Origin of the sequence: Mycoplasmopsis alligatoris A21JP2 (assembly GCF_000178375.1) — a bacterium.
In the GTDB taxonomy this organism is placed as follows: Bacteria; Bacillota_I; Bacilli_A; order Mycoplasmatales; family Metamycoplasmataceae; genus Mycoplasmopsis; species Mycoplasmopsis alligatoris.
This window is the reverse complement of the sequence record NZ_ADNC01000027.1, coordinates 170,927-190,684: the sequence shown is the minus strand read 5'-3', so window position 1 is coordinate 190,684 and position 19,758 is coordinate 170,927. Positions and strand designations below refer to the sequence as shown.

Sequence of the window (19,758 nt, the reverse complement as noted above, 5' to 3'; positions counted from 1 at the left end):
TCTCCAATTTTATCTTTGCGGTACAAAAACAAGTTCTTCTAATTTTTTACCGTCTTGTTTAATATATTTATCAACTAAATTTTTTATAGTTGTAAAATATTCAATATTTTTGTCGCTAAATATTTTTCATCCATTATTGCTACGCATAACATATATACCATCAATAGTATGTGTTACATCATTTTCATCTTTAAAGTATTTTCAGAAACCATTTTTGTTTTTTTTGGCTTCTGCATAGGCTAATGTGATTCCATAATAGTTGTAGTATCTTGATAAAGGACCACGATCCACTAAGGCATCTGAACTTGTTGAACCGTTTGGTAAAGTATATCCAGCTCTTACTATTTCTGTTGAATATTCTAATTCAAAATTATTTCCAAAATAGATAGATCCAACAAATCTATTATAAACGTCTTTACCTTCAATCATAATTCTAACTTTTTGATTTGCAGGTATTGCGGTTTCACCAAATTTAGTAGCAACGCTAGCTCAAGTATATTCAAGAGGTCCAGCATCTGTACCATTAACATTTTTTTCAGGTGTGTCAATTCCTAAAACTCTTATTTTAATTCCATCGACCAAAAACGGTTTGTTATCATTAAAATAATTTTTAGAAATTTCATTATCTCCAGGTTTTAAATTTTTCACAAATGGAGTATCTCCATCAGCTCATTTTTCTATTTGAGCTTCAATGTAATTAACTTTTGTTCAATCTACTTTTGAATAATCATATGCATTAGCAATAATAAATTTAACATTGTTTAATTCTTCTTTACCTTTTTGAAGTTTTTCTTCATGAGAATATGTTTTAGAACATGATATAGCTACTAAACTAATTACGCCGAGTGATAGCGGAAAAGACAATAATTTTATTAAGGATTTTTTATTCATTGTCCCCAAACGTACCTGATTGATCTCTTAGTGATTTAACAATATCTTTTGCGTAAGACACATCACCTGTAACACCATTTTGAATTTTTGTTAATGGTGATTTTCAAGCTGTAACTAAAATGTTTCTAAAGTTATCTGATAATCCATCTGCTGGTTCTTCATCAAGTGATCAACCTTCAGTTTTAATAGCTTTTCCAAATTCTTCAATAGCTTTATCTAAGAATAAGTTTTTAGGATTTGCTTTTGTAGGATTGTCAAATGCACCTTTGTAAGGAACTACATAAGAAGCTTTTTTGAAAATAAATTCAAATGGTGTTAAAGCAAGAGCTTCAGCTTCATTCGATGTTTTTCCTGTTGCTGTAAAGTATTCATCTTTTTTATCTCTTGTTACACCAGATTTAAATTTAAATTTATTGTTTGATGTTAATCATTTAACAAATTTTCTTGTTCCTTTATCTTCTTTTTCGTTTGCATGTATTGTAATTAGTGAAGGACCTTGAACATAAACTGTTTTTAATTTATTTGATTCTTCTCATTTTCTTGGAGCATTTAAAACTTCTAATTCGTTTTCTTGTAATGTATTTTGTGTACCTAATTCTACTTTTTTAATTGCGGTTGTTGCATTAAGTTTAGATAAGTCTTTAACAAAATAAATTTTTCCACCTTTAGAATCTGTACCCACTAAAGTAATTCCATCTTTTTCAAAGTCAGCTTTTTTAGCTTCATATTCTTTATCAAATGTAGGATTGTTCACTAATAAATTTGAACCAGCTGTAACACTTTTCATAAGTTCAGCAAATTTAGCATCAGTTGCTGCATCAGCTAATTTAATGTCGTATTTAGTTAATGTTGCTGTTGCTGTTGATTTATAAATTTTATTTTTAAATTTTTTGTTTAGTGTTCCTGCTAAATTAGGATCAGTTGAAGCTTCTAATTCATTTTTTAATGATTGGTTTACTTCAAAATCACCACCTTCTTTGTTTACTACATAGTTAACTAAGCTTTTATCAGGTTTAAAGTTAAATGAGTAACCTGCTGTTGAACCCATTGAAAAACCAATTTGGTGTTGTGTTTGGTATGTTGATGAGTATTGTCCTCCACCACCCATAAAAATTGCACCTGTTTTAGCTGCATCATAAAGTTTTTTAGCAATTTCATCAAATGCTTTATAAGCTTTAGAATCAGTTTTTCTGTATGCTGTATAATCAATAAATCCATTTTCTTTAATTTTTACATAGTATTCTCTAAAATCATTTTTTTCTTGAGCTGTCATTGCAAAAACATTTATTGATAAGAATCCAGCTATATCGTCAATTCCAAAAATATGTAAATTACCTTTTGGTTTATTTCTTGAATTTGTAAATAATTGTTGTGCTTTTTTAGCAAAATCAATTAATTCACTAGAATTATCAAAAATTGATCTTTTTAGTACGAATCCTTTAATTTCTGCTGCACCCTCTTTATCAACTTCTCCTCATAGTTTTTTTACTGCTTCTCTATCGCCTTTTCCTTTAGTAATAATTCCATCGAAAAATTCTTTAGAAGCAGGCTCTACTGTAGCACCGCTTGAAATCATAGATTCAAAAACGTAGCTCATTAGTGAAGTGTTCATTGCACTAATAATTGAAGATTTACCAAATGGAATAGCATAAATTTTGCCTTTTTTAATTCCTGCTATTCTATCATTAAATGCCATAAAGTCTTCTTCAAATAATGAACGATTAATTGCATATTCATCATTTAATGATTCAGAACTAGATAGATCCTTATTATCATCTAAATGCAATTGCATATTGTAACCAGCAACTGAAGCTAATGCAGTTGGATAAGCAATAAGCATGTTTGGTAATTGAACCGGATCTTTACTACTTAAGTATGTAACAACTTTAGAAGTAGCGTCATTGTAACTGTTTCCTAGACTAATAATTTCAACTGGTACAAAGTCTGCATTATCTTTTTCAGTTTCATTATAAACTCTAAACAATTCATTAAGAGCTTGTGCTTGAATACCGTCTTTAGCTCATCCAATACCAACAACAATTTTATTGTCTTGATTAGCATCAAAACGTTTAACAGTTGAACCACATGAAATTGCGGTTAATCCGGTTGTTGCTAAAGCTAAAGTGCTTCCAGCACTGATTATTAATTTTTTAGATTTGAGTTTCATATTCCTCCTAATATTAAATCGCCTTATAATTATAAAGATTTATGTAAAAAAGCGTATTAACTGGAAATATGGAAATTAGAATTGAAAAGACAAAAAATAAAAAACTAAATCTTGTTTTATTCAAGACTTAGTTTTTTTATTTATTCGTTATGTGAAAATTCTTTTTTGTACTTTGATATAGCTTGATCAGTAAAATAAGAAAAAAGAGTAAATAATCAAAAAGATGTTATGAAGTTTCTTTTTTCAAGATATGTTTTTATTACTATATTTTTAATTTTTGGTCTAATTACAAAAAAGATAATAAAGTGAATAAAAGTAATGATAGAAACCGCAATAGCAAAATATACTGTTGCCATTAAAACATCCATACTTTTTTCTATGATAACAACACAATACACAATACTAAAAGCCGTTGTCAAAGCAATAGGAAATAGAACAACATATATTTTTCAAAATAAAAATAGTGATTTTTCTTTGTTTTTAATAGACATACGTACCTCTCATATCCAAACTAGTAAAATTATTATCAGACAGTGTCAATAGACTTATCATCGTCTCTTTATTTATCTTAAACCCATCTTCAGATAAACTAGCGTAAATTTCTTTTATTAATAGATTCAATTTATCTAAATAAAATTTTTGTTTTTTCTCTTGTTCAATGTTGTTTTTTTCATTATTTAATAAAATGAAAAATAATGAGTCTCATAAAGAATTATAATAATTTTGATATTTACTTTGTTTTAATGTTTTATTGTAAGATACTCCTTGTAATATTAAATTTGTTATTTGAAGACCAAATGAAACATAATTAAAGTTTGAAAAAAATGATGTTATAAGAGATAAATTTGAAGTTAAAGATGTGATTGATTCTAAATCTTTTCTTGAATAAAAAGATATAACACCTAAAAGAAAAAATTTAAAATCTTCTATTTTGTTTAATTCATCATTATCTATATATCTGTTGGAGTAATAATATTTTCTTGTTTTCAAGCTTTTTTTAATGTAATCATAATTGTAAAATTTTTTGTATTTTTCCATATACTCTTTGACTTGTTTTTGTTCAATCATAGTAGTTCTTTTTATTTTGTTAAAATCTTTATAATTCATTTTTTCTAGCAAATCTATTTGTAGCAACATAAATATTTTTTCTTCTTCTTGCAACAAGTCAATTTTGTTTTTATCATCAATAAGCTCTGTTGTGGAATTAATTGGTATAGTAGAAACAATTGTTTCAATCAAATTAGTTAATATGTTTAATTTCATATTTATAATCTCTAATAAGAAATAGTTTTAAAAATTCCTGAATCAAAAGTTACATCATGAACTATGTTAATAATATGTGATTTAAAATTTTCATTATAATTAATTTTGTCATCATTAAAATTATTAAATATCTTTATAACTAGCGATAGTAATTCTTTAGTTAATTTTGATTTTTTAGAAAGTGAACTAGAATCAGTTTTGTTGTAAAGTTTTAATAAATCTAAAAGCAAATCTTGTAGTTCTTTGTTAAAATAATTGTATTTTTCCATTATTTTTTTATTTAAATTATTTGTAACTTCAATTCCTGCTGCGACTCCAGAAAATAATAAAGCTGGAAAAGCAAATATAATGTTTACGCCAGGAATTAATGTTAGTCCAGCAAATGCACCTGCAATTGCTGATACACCAATCGTACCGTTTGAATTAATTTTATTTTTATATAAACTTGCTATAGATTGAATAAAAATTTGTAAATCTTTCAGTTTTAATAATTCTTCATTAGTAAAATTTTTTGCTGTATAAAAGTATGTTCTAGTTTTAAGACTAGATTTAATATAATCATAAAAATAAAATTTTTTATATTTAATCATATATTCTGAAACTTGTTTTTGCTGAGTCATCTTAGTGCCCTTGTATAAATTAAAATCTTTGAAATTTAATTTACTTAATATATCCATGTAACGTAAGTGATTAATTTTTTCTTGTTCAGACATTTTGTCTATCAATTTTATAAAATCAGTATTAACTGTTTCAGTTTTATTTGTTGGCGAAATAGCCGCTACCACACCTGTAATGTGATTAATTAATTCGAAATTTTTCATAATGTTTTTCCTTATTTATTTGTTTGTATAACATAAATAAATCAATGTTAAATGTTGAATTGCTTTCATCAAAATAAACAATATTATGTAAATTTAAATTGTCTTTTTTTAAATTATATTGTCTGTTTAATTTAAAAAATAATTCTTTTATCGATAATAAATAGTCTTTTTTATTTTTAAACATAATAGTTAATCCCTTATTTTTAACAAAATATATATTGTCAAAAATAATCGCATTTAATGTGATGATTCATTCATTAATTATGCTATGAAATTTATGCCGTTCAAAAACAGCATCAGTAAAGTGTTTGTTTTTAAAAAAATTTTTAAATATGAGAAAAATAATTTTTATAAAATCTTTGTCTTTTTTATCGTTACATAAAATTGATAAATATTTTTTATATTCTAAATAACTTATAGGGTAATAAATTATTGAAGAACAAAAATCAAAATATAAACTATCATTTAAATTAGTTAACACATTATTTGAGTAATCTATATTTTTTAAATCATTATTGTTTTTAAATAAATAAAGTAAATCATTTTTTAAGTCATTAAATTTAATTAAATTTTCTTTATCAGTCAAATCTTTTTTAAAAATACTTAACAATTGTGTAATTTTTGAAGTCACATAATAAATTTCATTTGTAAAAAATAAACCGTTATATTTTTTACTTTTATGAATGAAAATATCGTTAATTTTCTTTGGTATTAATGTTTCAAGACAAAAAATTGAATTATTAACTTCAATTAAATATTTTTTTTGTACAAAAGTATCAATTATTTTTTCTTTTATTTTAAAATTTTTAATTAATTTATATCATAAAATAATTTTTTGATCATTTGTTAAATTTGAATTTTTATACAAAATATCTATATCATTTGGAATTCTTTCAGTTTTTTTTTGAAAAAACATTGAAAAACTTCCTTGAATAACAATGTTTGAAGTACCTGATTCTGTAATAGTACTTAATATTTTTTCAAAACTCTTTAATATCATATATTTATTATAACATTTAAAAAAAAAAAAAAATCAATGGAAATGTTTTTTTATAAAAAAAAATCGATAAATTTGTAATTTTTTTCATAATATACTAATATTTATCGTTAGTAGAAAATTTATTATTGTTACTGACATATTATTTTCAAAAAATTTTCATTATTTAAATTATAATTTTAGTGTTGATATTAATTATGGTGGTTATTTATGAAAAAAATATATTTATTAAGCTCTTGTTTATTTTTTTCTTTTGCAGGAGTTATGATTGGTTCTTCTTTTATTGCTAATAATTTAGCTATAAAAAATCAAAAAAATGATTATGAAAATTTTAAAAAAGACAATTTAAACTCATTTCACTTGTATAAAGAAGTTGTGCATAATAAAACAAGTACAAACCCAGTGAGTATTTTATTGAATAAAATGATAAAAATAAAAGAGTTTAAAAATAAATTTTAAAATCAAGAAGCATTCGATGCATTGATTAACAAACCATTTAAAAATTTGGTTTTATTTTACAATCTAAAAAATCCAAACCCTCTTTTGTTAGGAAATATTTATCGAAAAGAAGTTCCCAATCATTTTGTAGATAAAACAAATTTTGTTGATTTATTTTTAAATGAAAAACAATACGAATACTTATTTGAGTACGAAGTAGATAGTACATTAAATAATGAAGGTGCAGAATATATAGAAATTTATTTAAATACTCAACCTTATTTAATAAGTAAATTGGATAAAAATTATAGTTCAGTACTTATTTATGGAGGTTATAATGAAAAATAAATTTTGAATGTTGCCATTTTTTTTAGGTATTGGAATTACTGCTGTTTTAACCACTAGCATATACAATTACCAAATAGCAAAAAAATACGATAATTTAGTTGAAAATAATAATTTAGATATACAAAGTGAAAAAAATAAACAAATTATTTCTAGTATTCAAAAAGCATTTGAATATAAAATAGTTTCAAATGAAAATAAAATTATAATTAACTATTTAGCAAATCTAACAGATAAGAGCAAGGAATTTATAAAAAATAATGAATTTTATGATCTGTTTTATGGATTAAAATTAAGTGAAAAAAATATAGAACCTATTTTAAATGTTAACAACCAAATGCTTGATAAAGATTTAGATAAAAAACAAACGCTTGAAATACCTTTTAATAATAAATTTAAACATGTTGTCCTATTTAATAGAAATAAAATGCTTTACACCAAAGATAAAACTAAACAAAATATTTTAGGAATATTGCTTTTTGAAATAAGTTCATAAATTGAGTATTAACCCAAGTTTTATTCTTTTAAAACAACACTAAATTTATTTTAAAAATAATTATGATATTCTTCAAAACATAATTATTAAAATTAAAAAATCAATTTTTAAAATTGATTTTTTATAATTTTTTTGCGTGTTTTTTAAAATCTTCAACGCATCACAATAATCTTTCTTTTATTGCTTTTTCTGAGGTTGAATGTCCACTTTCTTCAACAATAAATAATGTTGAATTATTTAATTTTCTATCTAATTTATAGGCATTTTTAACCAATGTTACCATATCATAACGACCATGTACAATATATGTTTTTATATCTTTAATTTTGTCTGTGTTTTCTAAAATTCAATTATCGCTTTCAAAAAAACAATTATTAACAAAATAATGTGTTTCAAGTAATGAAATTTCTAAAGCTTCTTTAGGACTGGTTTTTAAGTGATAATTATTTCTTGAGACACTAACTGCATTAGACTCTAAATAAGAAAAATAATTTGCTGCTTCGTAAGCTTTTTCTAAATTTTTATTTTGTAAAAGCTCATAATAAGAACTTAATAAATTATTTTGTTTTTCTTTAGGTACATAATTTTTATAAATTTCAAAAATATCAGGATAAAATTGATCTATTCCACTTTGGTATAGCCACTTATACTCTTCCTTAGTTCCTAAGAATATACCTCTTAAAATTAAACCTAAAACATTTTCTGAATGCTTTATAGCATAAGCAAGAGCTAAAGTAGAACCTCATGATCCTCCAAAAACTAAAATTTTTTTTGCTTTTATTTTTTTACGCAACGCTTCTATATCAGAAATTAATGCTCATGTATTATTATTAATTATCGAAGCAGATGGTTTAGATTTTCCAGCACCTCTTTGATCAAAAACAACTATGTTATAAAATTTTGGATCAAAAAACTTTTTAGATTCAACGTTTGTAGAACCTCCTGGTCCTCCATGGAAATAAAAAACCGGTATTCCGTTTTTATTACCTGATAATTCATAATAAATTTCATGATTATTATCTACTTTTAAATATCCTTCTTCATACACTATATGTTCCATTTTTTAGCTCCTTAGTTTTTATAAATTTTAAAAAATATTTTGAATTTATATTATAAATTCTATTTTAAAATACAAATAAAATCGTTAATTTTAATATTATATAATTAAATTATTAAGGAGTAATATGAAAACAAAAAAATTAATATTAGGCTTAGCATTGGCCACATTAGCACCATTAAGTGCAATAGCAATAGTTTCGTGTGAAAGCGATCCGTATGCTAAACTAGAAACTAAATTAACTGAAATGAATAAAAAAATTGATGATGCAACTAAAAAAGATCCAGTTAAAGGATTTGCCTTAGGTGTGGTTAAATTAGGAGTTACTGCTCAATTAGAAGCAGTTAAACAATTAAGAAAATTAACGCCTGAACAAAGAAAACAGGCTGAAGACGCTTCAAAAGCCGCTACAGGAAAAACACTTGCTCAAGGAGTTGAGGAATTTTTAAAAATAACTGAAAAATCTCTAGCTGAAACATTAGCAAAATAGCTCTAAAAATCAGGAATATCCTGGTTTTATTTTGTTTTTTACTAAAAGAGCTATTTCATAGGCAATTAAATTAATTTTTTTTAAAAATATTAAATTTAACTTAATATTAAAAAATCACTAATTTATTGTTGAATATAATTTCTATAAAAATGCATAATTTTCAAAAAACTTGATTTTTTGCATTTTTTTTAATCATTTTCTAACTTTTGTAGATAATTTTAAAAAAGGAGAATCATGAAAAATAAAAAACTATCTTTAATATTATTTTTATCAATATTTAGTCCTATCTTGACTCTTTCATTAGTTTCCTGTGCAACTAGCAAGTCAACTTCTAACTCAAGCATGGCTAATGATGCTAAAAAGAATGAAGATGCCAACAATTCAAAAACAGAAGAAATGGAAATTCCTAAATTCGAAAAATCATCTATTAAAATTTATGAACATTTTGCAGCTGAATTAGAAAACTTATTAGATAAATTTGAAAAACTTCAATCTAAACAAAATGAAAAAATTAAGTTAACTATAAAAGAAATATTAATAAAACTAGAAGCGCATAAAAAAGAATTACAAGACTTTTTAAAATTAGGTGATTCAGAAAAAGAACTTAAAGAACAAGCAATATGAAGAGCTCAAAAAGATACTTATTTAAACTTTCTAACTAAGTATATAATTGAAACAAAAATAATTTTAAACAATTTTGTTTCATACGAAGACTTAGCGAAAGAATTTGACAAACTAATTTCAGACTTCAAAGAAAAACAATCAAAAATAAATGAAAATGTAAAAATTACATTTAACTCTATTTTTCAAGATATTGAGCGTGTGAAAAAAGACTTAGATACATTTATAAAAATGGTGCCTTCTGAAAAAATAGCTAAAGAAAAGGCAATTTCAAAAGCTCAAAACAAATCTTATAAAGCATACTTAACAAATTACTTAGTGCAATCAACTAAAATTCTTGATAATTTTAAATAAAAGATACTTAAAAGCAAGGTAACTTCTTGCTTTTTTTGTGCAAAAAATAAAGAATAATTGAAATATTTTTACTCTTTTGAAAAATTAAGTGAATTGTCTATTCAAAATTTATAACCAAAATTTACTTTTTAGGCTATATTATAGAAAAATACAAAAAAAGTATGCCTAATAATTTATTCATTATTTTATGTTGAAAAAATCATTCACATAAAATATTTAAAATTAAGTTATATAGATATTCTATATAGGGAGAATGTATGAAAAAAAATAAATTATTAATAGGTGTAGGTATTTTATTATCAACAACTAGCTTATTAGCAGTTGCTTGCAATACCAATGTAAAAAACGTTGATGCAAATGAAGAGCCAAAAAATGATGAGAAATCAAACGAAAAAGATATAAATAAAGTAAAACTTGCTGATCCTAAAGAGGTTAATCCTGTTCTTGATCTACCTAATAAAGAAATGGTCAAAAAAACCGATAAATCACTAAATTTATTACTTAATAAAAAAGTAGAAGTTGATTCTTTTGAAGATAAAACTACTTTTACTGGAGAAAACGCAGTAGATGGAGATTTGACAACTAGATGAGCTACAAATAAAGCTTTACCAGATAAGGGAAGTCATTGATTAATTGTCGATTTAGAAAAAAGATCAACTATTGCTTCATTAAGAATTTTGTTTGAAAGAGACAACATTAAACACATTAAAGTTTATGCTTCAAATGACAAAAATAACTTTGGTGATGCAATATATGAATATAAAGTAGGGGTAAATAATCAAGCAGCAAAATCTGAATTTATTCAAAATTTTAAAAACCCAGTTAAAAATGTTTCGTTTGTTAAATTAGAAATTTTAGATTGAGATGGTGGTAGTTTAAAATGAGAAAACACTGGTTTGATAGAATTTAGTGCGTATGAAACTGAAGTAGAAATTACTCCAATTGAAAAATTAAAAGAATTATTTACAGCATGAGAACCTGTTATTTTAAATGACAAAATAAAAATGCCTGATATGCCAAAAGGTTATGTTGCAAATTTTGATGCAGATTATGAACAAGTTGTAGATAAAAGTGGAAACATTGTTAAACCATTAGTTGATAAAAATATTAAATATAGTGTAAATATTCTAGATCCTGATGGAAATGAATATTTAGTAAAAACAAAAGCCGATACTATAAAAATTGATGGAATAAACAAAACAAGTACAGGAAATAAAAAGCCAGTAGTAGGAACAGAAATTCAAGAATGATATTCAACTTCAAATGATAAATTAGCACTAAATAATGAATTAAAAGTACAAATTAAAGGTACAGATCCACGTTTAGAAAAATTAAAAGCAGAATTAATTAGTGACTACCAACAATTATTTAATAAAAAATTGACATTTGTAACTGAAGATGTTACAGACGGAAATGTTGTAATAGATTTAACGAATAAAGATTTAAAAGGTTTTGATAAAGAAACTTACACTATGGCTATTGACAAAAAAGTTGAAATAAAAGCAACTGATACAATTGGTGCATTTTGAGCAACTAGAACACTTTTCCAAATGCTTAAAACTGATAGTGATGCAAAACTTGTAAAAGGTTTGATGAAAGATTATCCAAAATTTAAAATTAGAGGATTTCACTTTGATGTAGGAAGAAAAGCAGTTTCTATCGAAACAATTAAAAATGTAATTCGTGAAATGTCATGATACAAAATGAATCAACTAGAACTTCACTTAACAGACAACTTTATTTGATTAGAAGATCATGTTGCAACCGCTGGATCTCAAGAAGGTTTAGAAAAATCTTTTGAAGCATATTCAGGATGAAGATTAACTTCGAATATGAAAAATAAAGACGGTAAAACCGTAACATCTGAAGATTTTCATTACACTCATGAACAATTTACAGAATTAATGAATTTTGCTAAAGATTTTGGGGTAGAAATAGTTCCTGAATTAGGATTCCCTGCTCATGCTTTAGCTGTAACAAAAGTATTTAGACAATATGCTTTAATGAAATATGACCCAAGACCAGGTATGGGCAAAAGACCTCTAACAGATCACTTAGACATTTCTAAGCCTGAAACAGTCCAATTTGTAAAAGATTTTCTTGAAGATTATATTGGTAAAAATAAAATATTTAGTGCAGACAAAGGAATTACTGTGCACATTGGAGCTGATGAATTCTTAGATAATCCAGATGCTTTCTGAGAATTTTCAAAAGTGATGTTCCAACACTTTAAAGATAAAGGTATTCAAGTAAGAATTTGAGGAAGCTTTTCATGAATTAAAAGCGCTAAAGTTAAACTGCCTAAAGACCTAGTAAAATTCGTAGAAATGAATATTTGAAGTACGGATTGAGCAAAACCAAAAGACATGTTTGATATGGGATTTAAATTAATAAACACAATTGATCAACCAGGATACATGGTACCTGATGGAGAAGGAAAAACAGGAGTTTATAAAGACTTTTTAGACATTAATAATATTTATAAAAGTTATGAAGCTAACAATATTAGAGGAACAAAATTACCTGAAGGATCAGATAGAATGTTAGGAGCAATGTATGCAATTTGAGGAGATAGATTATTAGATGTGCGAGACACTGGAGTAAATGAAGTAGATCTTTGACAAAGATTTAAACATGCTTTACCATTCTTTGGAGTAAGAGTTTGAGGAGATGGTAACGATGGTCTTGATTTAGATTTTGATAAATTCAAGGCAATAGTTGATAAATTAGGAATTGCACCAAGTAACAATATTTTCAAAACAGTTAGTTTACCAGAAGGTAAAAAACAATTATTTAAATATGATTTTAGCGGTGAAAATAACTCAAAATTAGATGATAAAGTAAATTCAAACAAATCAATTACCAATCTAAATAATGCAGAATTAAAAACCATTGATAACAATGGAGCTTTAGAACTAAAGGGCGGAAATTCTAGTGCAAAACTTCCAATTGGTGTTCTAGGATTTAACAACAAAATTAAATTTAAAGTTAAAAGAACAAAAACTAATCAACCTGAAGAAATTCTATTTAGTGCAAAAAGTGAGTATGGTGATTTTGCTATTAAAGCTAAACAAAAGAATAGCGAAAAATTTGGGTTTAGTAGAGAATTAAAAGACTACACATTTGATTATGTATTACCTGAAAATCAATGAGTTACTATCGAATTAGTTAGTGAACTAGATACAAATAAATTAGTAGGTGTCACAAAATTATTTGTCAATGGAGAACTAAAAGATTCGAAACCAGTTGGTGTAAACGGTTCAAAAAAACTAGATGGTTCACTTCACACATTTAGTAATTCAAGTACTTTATTTATGCCTTTAGAAATGATAGGTAATAAAACTAATGCATTTAAAGGTTATATCTCGTTATTAGAGTATGTAGAAAAAACAAAATAGCCTATAAATAAGGCAAAAAAGATGGTTAATAGCCATCTTTTTAATTATAAAATCTAGAAAATATTTATTAAATATTCATTTTTGTTTTTTAATAAATGTCTTATAATTTTAAGTAAAAATGGAGGTTGTCATGATTGAAGTACAAAATCTTTCAAAAGTCTTTAGTGATAAAAAACTTTTTGAAAATGTAAATTTAAAATTTTTAGATGGAAACACATATGGAATAATAGGTGCTAATGGAGCTGGAAAATCTACTTTTCTAAAAATACTTTCAGGTCAAATGGAATCAACAAACGGTAATGTGATTGTAGAAAAAAATAAAAGAATTTCTGTTTTATCACAGGATCATAACGCCTATGATGACTTTACTGTTACCGAAGTTGTAATAATGGGAAATACAGATTTATATGCAATAAAAGAAAAAAAAGATGCTATTTATGCGAACCCTGATGCAACTATGGATGATTACACTTTAGCTGGTGAACTAGAAGATAAGTATGGACAATTAGGTGGATGAACCGCAGAAAATGATGCTCAGGAATTATTAGGTAATCTATCAATTCCTAAAAGCAAATGAGAATCAAAAATGTCTGATTTAACAGCTAACCAAAAAATTAAAGTTCTTTTAGCTAAGGCATTATTTGGTAATCCAGATATTCTAATAATGGATGAGCCAACTAACCACTTAGATCTTAAAAGCATTAAATGATTGGAAAACTTTTTAATAGATTATCAAAATGTTGTTATTGTTGTTAGCCACGACTCAGACTTTTTAGACTCAATTTGTACACATACTGTTGATATAGATTTTTCTGAAGCTAGAATGTACACAGGTAATTATTCATTTTGAAAACAATCATCAGAATTAGCAAGAGAAATGATGAAACAAAGTAACTTGAAAAAAGAAGCTCAAATGGAAAAACTTAGAGATTTTATTGCTCGTTTTAGTGCCAATGCTTCTAAATCTAAACAAGCTACTTCACGTAAAAAATCGTTAGAAAAAATTACTCTTGATGAAATTAAACCTTCAAATCGTAAATATCCATTTATTCGTTGAGAAATGAATAGAGATCATGGAAAACAAATATTAAATGTTGAAAACTTAACATATGTTAATGAACTAGGGCACACTTTATTTCAAAACGTATCTTTCACTTTAAGCCCAGGTGAAAAAATGGTAATAATTGGTGAAGATGATATTGCTAAAACAAAATTGTTGGATATTCTATCTGGTAATTTACAACCTACATCTGGAAAAGTAACTTGAGGTCAAACAATTAAAACAAGTTATTTTCCTAATGATAATTCAGCGTTTTTTAAAGGGAAAGAAACAATTATTGAGTGAATTTCTAAATGACCTTCACACAATACAACTGAAGAAACTAAGGATAATAGCGATTCAAGAATGCGTGGTTTTTTAGGAAGAATGCTATTTTCAAACGATTCAGTGTTTAAAAAAGTTGCTGTTACAAGTGGAGGAGAAAAAGCAAGATTGATGTTTTCAAGAATGATGCTTTTAGAAAGTAACTTCATTATTCTTGATCAACCTCTTGATCACTTAGATACAGAAAGTATTGATTCAGTTATTGAAGGAGTGAATGGTTTTAAAGGTGGAGCAATCTTTACAACATACAACCGTGCTTTTGTTAACCAATGTGCTAATGTTATTTTAGAATTAAAAGAAGATAATTCAAGCTATTTATTCAGAGGAACTCTTGAAGAGTACGATGAAGCAATAGAAAATCAATAAAAAAAATACTTTTGCTAAAACAGAAGTATTTTTTTATACTCTATGTTGAATTTACAAATAATTCGTGTTTATAAAGATTTTAGTAAAAAAATGAAATCTATAGTTTAAAGAACATAATTTTACTTATTTGCCTTATTCATAGATAATTAAAAAAATGTATGCCTTTTGTGGCATACATTGTATTTTATTCAGTTTTTTTAGTACTTGACTTTTTAACTGGATCAGCTTTGAATAATTCAGAAGCTGTTCCCATAATACCAGCAATATCTTGTAGATTTGGTGGAATAATAATTTTTGTAGCATTTCCGTTTGCTAATTTTTCAAGTCCTTCAATTGCTTTATAAGTTAAAACTTGATTTGTAATAATTGTTTCATTTAATAAGTCGATGCTTCTTTTGTGTGCTTCTGCTGCTAGAATTACAGATTCTTTTTTACCTTCAGCTTCTAAAATAGATGAAGCTTTTAATCCTTCTGAAACTTTAATTGCAGCTTCTCTTTGTCCTTCAGCTTCTAAAATAGCAGCTCTTTTTTCACGTTCTGCTTGCATTTGTTTTTCCATAGCAATTTGTACGGCTGCTGGGGGAGTAATATTTTTTAATTCAACACGGTGAACTTTAATTCCTCATGAATCAGATGCATCATCTAAAGCTATTGTTAATTTAGCATTAACTGTTTCTCTTGATGTTAAAGTTTCGTCTAATTCTAATTCACCAAGTAAATTTCTAAGGGTGGTTGATGCTAATTTTTCAAGAGCAAAAATTGGTTGTTCTGCTCCATAGGTGAATTTTTTAGCATCGGTAATTTGGAAAAAGATTATTGTATCAACTTTAATTGAAACATTATCTCTTGTTATAACTTCTTGTGGTTCAAAGTCTAAAACCTTCTCCATATAATTATTTACATTACTGATTTTATCAACAAAAGGTAATTTAACATGAATACCATTTTGTCAAGTTTTCTTATAAGAACCTAGTCTTTCAACTATATAAAAATTTGTTGGTGGAACAATTCTAATTGAAAAGGCTAAAATTATAATAATGGTTATTAAAACTAAACCTCCAACAGTACCACCTATAATATATCCTCACATTATTCAATCTCCTTATGATTTATATTTTTAAGTTTATCTATGATTAAAATATTTCCTTCAATATCAACAATTAAAACTTTTTGACCTTCGTGAAAGTCTAAATCTTCTTGAATTGATTTAGCACGGTATAACTTACCTTCAACACTTAACATACCTATAACTTGATTATTAGCAGGTTTATCAAATTTTTGATTAAGTATTCCTTGCATTCCAACTAAGCTTATAATTGGATATTCTTTTTTTCGAATTGCATATTTTTTACCATAGTAGAAAAATAAGAAGTTTAATAAGGCTGCAATTAAGGCAAAAATTAAAACTTCTAAAGTTATTTGTAAGCCTGAATTACGGGTTAATGAAGCAATTATTAAAGAAGGAATTGCTGAAAGTCCTATAATCAAACTATAAAAACCTGATACAACAATTTCAACAACAATAGTTACTAAAATAATTGATGATCAAATCACAATCATTATAAATTGTGATAAAGGCATATTTAAAACTGTATTTTCCATACTTTAATTTTATTAAAAAGCATATTAATTATTAGAAATTAAATTTTTTTCTAATAATTTCCAAATTTAAATCATTTGTTGAATTTACAATATAATCTGCTTTTGAAAAATCTTCCTTTGAATTGTGACTAATTACTACTGAATACATTTTTGCTTGAACAATACCTTCAAGGCCTGCTAGAGCATCTTCAAAACCTATGCATTGACAGGGTGTAAGCCCTATTCCTTGAGCTGCTTGAATAAAAATATCAGGAGCAGGTTTACCATTTTTAACATCCGCAGGATTAACAATAAAATCAAAATATTTAAGTAATTGCAACTTATCTAAAATTTTTATTGCATTGTATGAACTAGAAGCAATAGAAAGTTTTATATTATTTTCTTTAGACTCTTTTAAAAATTTTTCAATATTTGGTAAAGTATATGATTTGTCTAATTCTGAATCCAAATATTGAATATAAAGTTCATTTTTTTTATTTGATAAATCAATTATTTCTTTTTCACTTAATAACATCTGTTTATTAAAAATTTTTAAAATAGCTCTTAGTGTTTCAACTCTAGGTAATCCTCTAAGTTTATCGTTTGTGACTATGTCATAGTCAATTCCGATAGTTTTTACAATACTTTTTCAAGCACGAAAGTGTAATATAGCTGTATCAGTTATCACACCATCTAAGTCAAATACAAACCCTTTAATCATTTTTTCTCACTTTAAATTTTCTTTCATTATTCTCAATTAAAACTTCTTGGTCTAAAACGTTAATTTTAATTGATTGATCTTTTTGCAATGTTTTAATACTAAATTCATTTTTTTGAACAATCACTTCTAGTTCAACTCCTTGGTAAATAAATTTATAGGTTAATAAACTTCAGTAATTTGGAAGTATAGGATCAATATTAACCTTATCATTAAATCATTGTAGTCCACCATAACCAAAAATTATTACTTGTCAAATGGCCGCTAAAGAACCTGCATGAATTCCTGCATCTGAGGATTTCATATTTTCTCCCATATCAATATTTAATGAATATTTAAATAACTTATGCGCCTTTTCCATTTTTCTAAGTTTTATAGCTTGTAAAGCATATGTAGAAGATGATAAAGAAGAATCATGAGTTGTTACTGGTTCATAAAAATCGAAATTATCTTCTATTATTTTTTTACTAAATAAGTGTGGCATAATATGAGTTAATAAAACAACATCTGCTTGTTTAACTAACTGACTAGAAAGTCTTCTATGTCCTTCTGAAGTATTAAATAATTTTTTACCAGCATCTCCAAGCATTTGAAATGGTGTTACATCCATTCTTTTTAGTGCTAAAAATTGATCATTTTCAGCTATTATATTGTCTTGATTTGGTTTTTGAAGTTTTAATTTTTTAGAAACGTTTTCCATTAAATCAACAGGTATTTTGTAAGGTATTTTTTTAGAAATTTTTCTTATCTTGTTTTCTGGTAGCTCTTTTAGTAATTTTAGTGCTAGATCAATATTGTATTTAGCTAAATAATTTATATAAGCATTATTATCAATATTACCTTTATATTCATTTGGACCCATTACGTCATTTATTTCATATTGACCAGTTCTTCGATTAAATTCTGCACGATTTGCATAAAAAATAGCAGTATCTATAATCATTTCATAACCCATTTTATCCATGAATTTTTGATCATTTGTAGCAACAAAGTATTGATTAATTGCATAAGCAATATCTGCTGAAACGTGTATTTCTTGTCGTCTAGAAGCAATTGGTTCTTGTTTTCCTGTTACTACATCTGCTTGGCCTCAATAAGGACAAACCTCTCCTTCAGTTGGTCAAGCCATTTCTCATGGAAATTGTGCACCATTTAAATTGCTTTCTTGTTCCCTAAGTTTGATAGATTTTGCTTTTTCACGAGCTCCATTTATACCTAAGTACCTATAGGTAAGGAGATTACGTACTATTTTAGGATTTGTAAATAAGTAATTTGGATTTATAAAAAACTCTGTGTCTCAATAAGTATGACCTTGATAACCTTCACCACTCAATCCTTTTGCGCCAACATTAACGTAAACTGAATCTTTAGGCATGAAAGAATTCATATGAAAAATTCCAAATTCCACTGCAAACAAGTCATATTTGGCTTGTTCATTTCCTTCTATTTTTATGTCAAATTGTCTTCAAACCTTGTATTTCATAGATCTATACGACTCTTTTTCAAGTTCATCATAGGTAGACTTAAGAAGAATATTTAATAATTCTTTAGATTTATTTTGTACTTCTGTGTTGCTTAATACAATTTTATCTCTATCTATTGAAGTATTAACTGACATAAGTTTCTCTAAAACAATAGTATCGTTGATATTTACATCTAAATTAATATTAAATCCAATTGCTCTTCGAGATATAGAAACTAAGTAATTGTCATTACCACCTCGAACTTTATTGCCATTATGAGTTAATGAAGTGACCATATTATGAATTACTAATCTTTTAGAAAAAGTAGTTAATTGTTCCATATTTACTGATTCTAAAGTAGTACGTAGTTTTTGCCCTTCAGTAAAATGTTGAGTTCCTGTATTAGTTACTTGACCGTTTATTTTAGGAAATAATTTAATATTTATTGGTTTATCGGTATTATTTTTTAAACATTTTAAAGTTATTTTTTGACAATAAATATGCTTATTTTTTTGAGAAACAAAACGTTCAAAAGTTAATTTAAAATTACCTTCTTCTCTTTTAAAAATTATTGAACGAGCTAAAGTTCCTTTTTTAACATTTAATGTTTTTTTGTATTTGTCTTTTTTATTTAACACAAATGCTTGACCATTAATGTCAATCATTATTTGTGTAGTGTCAGCTAAATTTGCTAATTCAGAAACTTCATCTTCTGAATCCTTATTGAAAATTCCATTAACAAAAAGGTTTGGTTTGTTGTAATAATCCAACTCTTCATCAGCACTTCTTAATCCTAAATATCCATTTCCTAGCGCAAAAATACTTTCTGTTTTTGCTGTGTATTTTGGGTTTCAAATAACTTGTGAAATTTCTTTTTTATTTGGTAAATATTCTAAATATTTTTCCAT

18 protein-coding genes are annotated in these 19,758 nt (G+C 25.7%); 7 read left to right on the top strand and 11 right to left on the bottom strand.

Annotated features, from left to right (window positions below; all coding sequences use genetic code 4):
• Positions 1-9 precede the first annotated feature (9 nt).
• From MALL_RS03435 to MALL_RS03410, 6 genes are all read right to left on the bottom strand, one after another.
• Positions 10-891, bottom strand: a complete 882-nt coding sequence (locus MALL_RS03435; protein WP_005683944.1) for a thermonuclease family protein — start codon at positions 889-891, stop codon at positions 10-12.
• Complete coding sequence (locus tag MALL_RS03430; RefSeq protein ID WP_005683861.1) at positions 884-3,058, bottom strand: P68 family surface lipoprotein; 2,175 nt, start codon at positions 3,056-3,058, stop codon at positions 884-886. The genes MALL_RS03435 and MALL_RS03430 overlap by 8 nt, the downstream gene beginning before the upstream one ends.
• Positions 3,059-3,198: 140 nt before the next feature.
• The gene (locus MALL_RS04525; RefSeq protein WP_040545623.1) at positions 3,199-3,549 is read right to left on the bottom strand and encodes a hypothetical protein; all 351 of its coding nucleotides are present in this window, start codon (positions 3,547-3,549) and stop codon (positions 3,199-3,201) included.
• The gene (locus MALL_RS03420) at positions 3,539-4,321 is read right to left on the bottom strand and encodes a hypothetical protein (protein WP_005683805.1); all 783 of its coding nucleotides are present in this window, start codon (positions 4,319-4,321) and stop codon (positions 3,539-3,541) included. The genes MALL_RS04525 and MALL_RS03420 overlap by 11 nt, the downstream gene beginning before the upstream one ends.
• A gap of 11 nt (positions 4,322-4,332) precedes the next feature.
• Complete coding sequence (locus MALL_RS03415) at positions 4,333-5,142, bottom strand: hypothetical protein (RefSeq protein WP_005683743.1); 810 nt, start codon at positions 5,140-5,142, stop codon at positions 4,333-4,335.
• Entirely contained in the window at positions 5,120-6,142 is a 1,023-nt protein-coding gene (locus MALL_RS03410; RefSeq protein WP_040545622.1) for a hypothetical protein, read from the bottom strand. Before MALL_RS03410 ends, MALL_RS03415 begins: the two co-directional genes overlap by 23 nt.
• A 207-nt stretch (positions 6,143-6,349) precedes the next feature.
• On the opposite strand from MALL_RS03410, the gene MALL_RS03405 reads away from it, so the two are divergent.
• Genes MALL_RS03405 through MALL_RS03395 form a run of 3 tightly spaced genes read left to right on the top strand, consistent with a single transcriptional unit; the run spans position 6,350 to position 7,418 of the window.
• A complete protein-coding gene (locus MALL_RS03405) occupies positions 6,350-6,598 on the top strand; it encodes a hypothetical protein (protein WP_040545621.1) in 249 nt (82 codons plus the stop codon).
• A 21-nt stretch (positions 6,599-6,619) separates the two neighbouring features.
• A complete protein-coding gene (locus MALL_RS03400) occupies positions 6,620-6,925 on the top strand; it encodes a hypothetical protein (RefSeq protein ID WP_005683843.1) in 306 nt (101 codons plus the stop codon).
• Positions 6,915-7,418 carry a hypothetical protein gene (locus tag MALL_RS03395; protein WP_005683869.1) on the top strand — a complete coding sequence of 168 codons (504 nt, stop codon included), beginning with the start codon at positions 6,915-6,917 and terminating at the stop codon, positions 7,416-7,418. Before MALL_RS03400 ends, MALL_RS03395 begins: the two co-directional genes overlap by 11 nt.
• Positions 7,419-7,539: 121 nt before the next feature.
• Here the strand turns inward: MALL_RS03395 and pip are convergent, their stop codons facing one another.
• Positions 7,540-8,478: a prolyl aminopeptidase gene (gene pip / locus MALL_RS03390; protein WP_005684008.1), complete on the bottom strand. Its 939-nt coding sequence runs from the start codon at positions 8,476-8,478 to the stop codon at positions 7,540-7,542.
• Between the two features lie 124 nt (positions 8,479-8,602).
• Here pip and MALL_RS03385 point away from each other — a divergent pair, with 124 nt between their 5' ends.
• The 4 genes from MALL_RS03385 (at position 8,603) to MALL_RS03370 (ending at position 15,088) form a co-directional block, all read left to right on the top strand.
• Positions 8,603-8,965 carry a hypothetical protein gene (locus MALL_RS03385; protein ID WP_005683873.1) on the top strand — a complete coding sequence of 121 codons (363 nt, stop codon included), beginning with the start codon at positions 8,603-8,605 and terminating at the stop codon, positions 8,963-8,965.
• A 234-nt stretch (positions 8,966-9,199) separates the two neighbouring features.
• Positions 9,200-9,940 (top strand): hypothetical protein, encoded by a 741-nt coding sequence (locus tag MALL_RS03380; protein WP_005683813.1) that lies wholly within the window; start codon positions 9,200-9,202, stop codon positions 9,938-9,940.
• Positions 9,941-10,197: 257 nt separating this feature from the next.
• Positions 10,198-13,338 (top strand): family 20 glycosylhydrolase, encoded by a 3,141-nt coding sequence (locus MALL_RS03375; RefSeq protein ID WP_005683774.1) that lies wholly within the window; start codon positions 10,198-10,200, stop codon positions 13,336-13,338.
• 130 nt (positions 13,339-13,468) lie between these two features.
• Entirely contained in the window at positions 13,469-15,088 is a 1,620-nt protein-coding gene (locus MALL_RS03370; RefSeq protein ID WP_005683996.1) for an ABC-F family ATP-binding cassette domain-containing protein, read from the top strand.
• A gap of 184 nt (positions 15,089-15,272) precedes the next feature.
• On the opposite strand, the gene MALL_RS03365 is transcribed toward MALL_RS03370, so the two are convergent.
• The 4 genes from MALL_RS03365 to MALL_RS03350 are packed head-to-tail and all read right to left on the bottom strand — an operon-like array spanning position 15,273 to position 19,758.
• Positions 15,273-16,178, bottom strand: a complete 906-nt coding sequence (locus MALL_RS03365; RefSeq protein WP_005683951.1) for an SPFH domain-containing protein — start codon at positions 16,176-16,178, stop codon at positions 15,273-15,275.
• On the bottom strand, positions 16,178-16,690 hold the full coding sequence (locus tag MALL_RS04300; protein ID WP_005683746.1) for an NfeD family protein: 513 nt from the start codon (positions 16,688-16,690) through the stop codon (positions 16,178-16,180). Before MALL_RS04300 ends, MALL_RS03365 begins: the two co-directional genes overlap by 1 nt.
• Before the next feature lie 31 nt (positions 16,691-16,721).
• Positions 16,722-17,390: a beta-phosphoglucomutase gene (gene pgmB / locus MALL_RS03355; protein ID WP_005683840.1), complete on the bottom strand. Its 669-nt coding sequence runs from the start codon at positions 17,388-17,390 to the stop codon at positions 16,722-16,724.
• A complete protein-coding gene (locus MALL_RS03350; RefSeq protein ID WP_005683922.1) occupies positions 17,383-19,758 on the bottom strand; it encodes a glycosyl hydrolase family 65 protein in 2,376 nt (791 codons plus the stop codon). Before MALL_RS03350 ends, pgmB begins: the two co-directional genes overlap by 8 nt.